The sequence below is a fragment of the Exiguobacterium sp. s168 genome, from assembly GCF_018619035.1.
Taxonomy (GTDB): Bacteria; Bacillota; Bacilli; order Exiguobacteriales; family Exiguobacteriaceae; genus Exiguobacterium_A; species Exiguobacterium_A acetylicum.
In genome coordinates this window covers 1-6270 of record NZ_JACSNE010000047.1, presented here as the reverse complement: position 1 = coordinate 6270, position 6270 = coordinate 1, and the positions used below count along the sequence as shown (strand labels likewise).

Below are 6270 nucleotides of genomic sequence, written 5' to 3'. Positions count from 1 at the left end.
CAACAATCGACCACGAAAGTGTTTGGATTGGAAAACTGCATACGAGGTCTTTTCCGAAGAAGTGTTGCGCTTAATTTGACAAACCGTCACAAATAAAAACACCGAGTAGACGTATGGCTTACTCGGTGCTAAAGTTCGAACTCAGAAGTGATTTATTGTGATGGAGGCACTTCACCAGCCGCAGGACGTGCTTCTTCTTCGACATCCCAACACTCCGTATTTTCGATCCCGAGTGCTTTTGCTGAGAAGACAGGATCGAGTCCCTGTTTCCGTTGTTCCTGGTAGTCTTTGATGACTTTGAAGGCGATGCCGCTCAAGAGGAGAATCGCCGTCATATTGATCAATGTCATGCCTGCCATGAAGAGGTCGGCAAAACTCCATACCATACCGAGGCTAAGAACAGATCCGATGAAGACGAAGCCCATTGTCGCAATCCGGAAACCGAAGACGGCTGCAGGACTTTGTTTGATGAACTCGATGTTCGTTTCGCCGTAGTAGTAGCTACCAACGATCGAACTAAAAGCAAATAAGAAGACGCTGAGTGCGATGAATGGTGGCGCAATCGCACCGAATTCCTCAGAGAGTGCGTTTTGTAACATACCGATTCCTTCGCCATTTCCAGCAGCGTAACTATCACTGAGGAGAATGATCGTTGCTGTCGCTGTACAGACGATCAATGTATCAAGGAATACGCCGAGTGTTTGCAAGAAACCTTGTTTTGCTGGGTGCGAAACTTCAGCAGCAGCAGCAGCGTTCGGAGCAGACCCCATCCCGGCTTCGTTTGAGAACAATCCACGTTTGACACCGAGTGAGATCGCAGCACCGACCGAGCCACCGAATGCTTGCTCGATTCCGAAGGCGCTTTTGAAGATCATTGCGAATACACCAGGAAGTTCCGACAGGTTCGTGACGACGACATAAAGAGCAGCAATCAAGTAGAGACCTGCCATGATAGGAACGATGATCGCAGAGAATTTCGCGACACGGTGGACACCACCAAAAATGACGAGTCCAGTCAAGACGACGAGTGCAGCACCGACGACAGCTGTGTTGATACCGAACGCATTGTCAAAGGCAGCGGCAATCGTGTTTGATTGAACGGAGTTGAAGATAAGACCAAACGTCACAGCAATCAAGATTGCAAAGACGATTCCGAGAGCTCGGTTCTTCAAGCCTTTTTCGATGTAGTAGGCAGGACCACCACGGTACGCGTTCGATTTCGTATCGCGTACTTTATAGACTTGAGCCAGTGTACTTTCGATGAGAGCCGTCGCGCCCCCTAAGAGAGCGACCATCCACATCCAGAAGACGGCACCTGGTCCGCCGAGTGTGACGGCAATTGTGACACCGGCAAGGTTACCCGTACCAATCCGTGTCGCAGCACCGATAAAGAACGACTGGAGAGAAGTGATGCTTTCCCCTTTATCGTCTGTTGTTTGTTCACTTTTATCGAGCGTGACGCGGAACATCTCTTTTAAGTAAGTGAATTGGATGAAGCCAGTTCGGATCGTGAAGTAGATCCCGCCGCCGATCAATACGGCAATTAGTACATACGACCATAAAATGTTATTGGCGTAATCGACACTTCCTTGAATAACTTGCTGAATGGCGTTCATGATGGTGTATTCCTCCCAAAGAATAATAAAAGCTATACGCTAAATTATACGAATTTTCAGATAATAAGCAACAACAAATTAAAATAAAATTTTAAAACTTAATGAAGTTAGCTAAATTTTAGGAGTTAAAAACTTTGTAGGTGAACGAAAAAACTGTCGCTCTCGGTATCGAGAGTGACAGTCAAGGAAAGCTAAATCATCCATATTGTAGCAACTGTTCGTATAGGTCATCGAGTTGCTGTTGGATGCTTTTAGAAACGGTATCAGTTGGTTTTTCACGTTTTGCTAATTTCCGTTCAAGTCGCTCAATCTGCACTTCCAGCTCGTGTTGCGACAAGCGCTTTGGTTTTCGAGGGGGTACGTGGAGTGAGGAAGCCGTAGCGAACTCGGTACGCTTCTGTTGGGCGTACGTATACGAACCATGATAGCGTGTCAGCCCATTTTCGAGCCACAGGATCTGCGAGAAAAGACGATTCAAGAAATAGCGGTCGTGTGAGACGGCAATCAATGTACCAGAAAAATTCTCGAGTGCTTCTTCAAGCGTCTCTCTGGATTCAATATCGAGATGGTTCGTCGGCTCGTCGAGAATTAAGACATTGATCGACGAATGAACGAGGACGGCGAGTTGCAATCGCACACGTTCGCCTCCGCTCAGTGACAAAATGGACCGGAAGACAGTCGGTCCAAAGAATAGGAACCGGGCAAGGATATGGCGTGCCTCTGCTTCCGGAACGGCAATTCGTTGTCTAAACCAGTCGATTAACCGCGCGTCCTCCTCGAAATGGGCATGCTGGGACAAGTAACCGACATGATTTGATGGTCCACGCGTGAGTGTGCCCGCGTCCGGTGATAATTCGTCAAGCAACAGTGAGAGCAACGTCGATTTCCCGCTCCCATTCGTTCCGACGATCGCGATACGATCCTGTGCCATGACTTCGAACGAGACGCCATCAAAAATAGGACGGGTTCCATAAGCAAACGAGAGCTCTTCAGCGCGAAAGACGACTTGGCTCGTGTGATCGGTGGAGGAGAAGGAGACATCAGCGGTTTTGGCTTCGAGTTGTGGTCGTTTAATCCGCTCGATCCGCTCGAGTGCCCGCTCCATTGATTTCGCTTTACGGAATAATTTCTCACTCGGTGGAGACGCTTCGTTTGCCCATTGCCGAAGACGACGAATCGCTTCCTTCATCTTTTTGATTTTTTTCTGTTGCTCTTGATACGCATGGAATTGCTCGAGCAGACGGCGTTCTCTCTCGACGACGAACGCGCTGTAGTTCCCTATATAGGCTGTCAGTTCACCGTCTTCGAGTTCAACGATCGAAGTGACGACGGCGTCTAAGAAGACCCGGTCGTGAGAGACGAGCAGGATGGTTCCTGTGTAGTCCCGTAAGAACTGCTCCAGCCATTCCACGGCAGCTAAATCGAGATGGTTCGTCGGTTCGTCAAGAATAAGCAAATTTGGTTCCATGAGTAACATACGACCGAGACAAATCTTCGTCTGTTCACCACCGCTCAACTGGTGGAAAGGACGCGTGAGTAACGGACGGAGATGTAATCCGTTCACCATGCGTTCGATCTTCGAGTCGAGCAGGTAGCCGTCCTTTTGCTCGAACGCATTCGTCGCTTCCGCATACCGTACGAGTAGTGCATCGAGATCATCTGGTGCTGTCGCCATCATTTGCTCCAACTGTTGCATCCGGGAACGGATCGCAAGAGTCTCTGCAAACGCTGTCCAAAGGACGTCGAGTCCGGTCATCGTTTCACTATATACAGGAAGTTGTTCCAAGTAGCCGATCGTCAAACCGTTCTTTTGATAGATGACGCCACCGTCCGGTTGCTCGAGGCGAGCAAGCAAGCGGAGTAATGTCGTCTTACCACTCCCGTTTCGTCCAATCAGACCGACACGGTCGTGTTCGTTTAAGAAGAGGGAAACATCCGCTAAGATCGTCTCGCCTCCGAATTGTTTTGTCAGGTGTTGAATGTCGCAAATCATCATATTCAATTGATCCTTTCGCGCGCATCAAAAAAGGAGAGCGCAAATAGCACTCTCCCTAACGTGTGAAAGATGCGCTTTGCAGTATTTTTCATTCATGAAGTTCTTAAAAAAGGACAGACGGGTGCCTTAGAACGCCATTTCATGAAAAATCGCGCGCAACAGATACAATTGTTCCATCAACCAGTGTTTGCACGCGGCAAAGTCCATCTTTTCACACCACCTTTCGTTTCAGATACATCTAGTTTACTATTTTTTTGTCAGTTACGGAAGTCTGAATTATTTGAACACACCCGCGATTGAACTGAAGAAGTCACTGAGTCCATCAAATAATTTAGCGAAAAATCCTTTCGTTTCTTCTGAAGTTGCGAACGCGTGGATGTCTTGTCCCGCATTTTTCAATCCACTCTCGATTTGTCCCCAGTTGATGTTCGCTTGATCCATTTGATTGAACAGATTCGTCAGCCGGTCCATTTGTGCGTCAGACAATTGGATATTGTTGTTTTGAATGACTTGGACGATCAGGTTTTCGATTTCGACTTTGGTTTCCGGTTTTTGATTGGCGATCTCAGCCTTGATCTCATTCATCAAGTCAGCCACCTTATCCGTTCCAACGGTTTTCCCGACGTCTGATGTGACTGATAATTCTTGCTGTGCTAGATCCTTGCGTTCGTCACTTAACTTAATCCCGGTTTCAGCGGAAGTTTGATCGTACGCCTTCATGATTCCTGTCAAGGCGGATGTCCCGGTCACCTTGTAAGGGGAAGTAATCGTGATGTCGGCATCTTTGATCCCAGCCGTGACGAGAGCGTTGAGATACATATCCTTCGTCACCCATGTGATGTTTTCCGTCGAGACGGAGAGTCCATCTCCTTTTTCCGTCAGTTCGATTTTAGCCGACGAATACATGTTGCCGCCTTTTTGCGACTGTGGGATGTTTTTCCCGAGATATTTTTCCTCGTCAGCAGAAGTTGCGATGATCGGTGTGATCCCTTCCGGTGCATTGAGACGTGAAAGCACCCATGCTTTATCTTTTGCGCCGAGCGACTCCCCGAGTGTGACGATCGTCTGATCGACGACTTGTTCGGCGGATGCGGCTGTTGGGAGTAATAAAGCAGAAGCGATAACGGCTGATGCCATGATTTTTGTTGGTGTATGCATAATGAAATCCTCCAATTGTAAGTAACAGAATGAATTATAGTATCAGGTACTAAATTTAGTGTACGGTAACGATGTCTGTTCGGAATCGGTCTGCAGATGGAGACGGTATCCGTCTTCTGACACTCCATAGTATAGCGAAAAAAGGACAACTTGACTTCCGTTTTCAGCATGCTATAGTGGATGGGAATCGAATAATGACCACTAGGGGAGTCAGTAGGCTGACTGAGACGAACGAAGACGTTCGGACCCTTTGAACCTGATTAAGTTCGTACTTACGGAGGGAAGTGGCGTCAAGTCTTGTTCTTCTTGCGCCATGCCCGTGTGTTTCGGGGTGGTGTTTTTTTCGTTTCATACCAAACGAGGAGGATGAGATCATGACATTCACACAAGAAATCAAACAAGCGGCGCAAGCGTATTGGGATAGTAGTTTTATGCACCCATTCGTTCAAGGAATCGGAGAGGGGACGTTACCGCTCTCGAAATTTCGGCATTACGTCATGCAAGATGCCTACTACTTAAAACACTTTGCGAAGATACAGGCGAGAGCAGCGTCAAAAGCGGACGACTTTGCAACGATCGCAACACTTGCCGAGCATGCGACTTCGACTTACGAGGCAGAACTGAGTTTACATCAATCATTTTTTGAGCCGCTCGGTATTACGGAAGCAGACCTTGAAGCATTCGAACCGGCACCGACAGCATATGCGTACGTCTCGCACATGCATCATGCAAGCGAAGGGACACTCGGTGAGACGATTGCTGCCATTTTGCCATGTTACTGGTTGTATTACGAAGTCGGGCAACAATTACTGACGTATACTCCGGAAGAAAAAATCTATCAGCAATGGATCGACACGTATAGCTCGGAATGGTTTGAAAAGGTCGTCCTTGAACAGATTGCACGGCTTGATGCGCTGGCGGAGCAAGCGAGTCCGACGGAACGCGAGCGGATGAAACGTCATTTCGTGACGAGTTGTTACTATGAGTTACTTTTCTGGCATATGGGATGGACGGAAGAGACGTTCACGTCGGTTTACGAAACGATTCCAGCACGGACGGTATCTTCTTGAATTGCTAAATGGTAGAATTAGGAATACCATCTAGTGAAAGTAGGGATTGGAATGGAAATCATCGTGATCGCACTTGTGATCAGTGCGGCATATGCTGTACAACGAATGCTTGGTAAAATCAAAGTAAGATTTATTGGATATATCATTCCGATACTAATCGTGTTGTCCGGTATATCCGCTTCGACGCGTAACTTTAAGGTAGCGTATAGCATGGGGAGCTATATTTCTGCTGTTCTTGTCATCGTCGTCTACGCGCTACTAACTTATTGGTTATACCGCGTCTACCATCGTTCGAAAGAAGAAGCTGAATACCCGTATCAATCATTAAAAGACCGAGGCATTAGACTGACCTAGCAATATGAGACACATATAAAACACCTTGATTAGGCTGCCTGTACACCGTATTTTTTCGGTGTCAGGTAGCCTAATT

General features: G+C 47.4%; 5 protein-coding genes and 1 riboswitch. Of the genes, 2 read left to right on the top strand and 3 right to left on the bottom strand.

Annotated elements, in window-relative coordinates:
* Positions 1–152: 152 nt before the first annotated feature.
* The 3 genes from KNQ15_RS16415 to KNQ15_RS16405 form a co-directional block, all read right to left on the bottom strand.
* Positions 153–1616, bottom strand: coding sequence for an alanine/glycine:cation symporter family protein (locus KNQ15_RS16415; protein ID WP_214730105.1), 1464 nt, complete (start codon positions 1614–1616; stop codon positions 153–155).
* A 196-nt stretch (positions 1617–1812) separates the two neighbouring features.
* Positions 1813–3612 (bottom strand): ribosomal protection-like ABC-F family protein, encoded by a 1800-nt coding sequence (abc-f, locus tag KNQ15_RS16410; protein ID WP_214730104.1) that lies wholly within the window; start codon positions 3610–3612, stop codon positions 1813–1815.
* A gap of 276 nt (positions 3613–3888) precedes the next feature.
* Positions 3889–4770, bottom strand: a complete 882-nt coding sequence (locus KNQ15_RS16405; RefSeq protein WP_214730103.1) for a DUF1002 domain-containing protein — start codon at positions 4768–4770, stop codon at positions 3889–3891.
* A 193-nt stretch (positions 4771–4963) separates the two neighbouring features.
* A riboswitch (TPP riboswitch) is annotated at positions 4964–5070 on the top strand.
* A gap of 74 nt (positions 5071–5144) precedes the next feature.
* Between KNQ15_RS16405 and tenA the strand changes: the two genes are divergently transcribed.
* Positions 5145–5840, top strand: coding sequence for a thiaminase II (gene tenA, locus KNQ15_RS16400; RefSeq protein ID WP_214730102.1), 696 nt, complete (start codon positions 5145–5147; stop codon positions 5838–5840).
* Between the two features lie 51 nt (positions 5841–5891).
* Complete coding sequence (locus KNQ15_RS16395; protein WP_214730101.1) at positions 5892–6194, top strand: hypothetical protein; 303 nt, start codon at positions 5892–5894, stop codon at positions 6192–6194.
* Positions 6195–6270 lie beyond the last annotated feature (76 nt).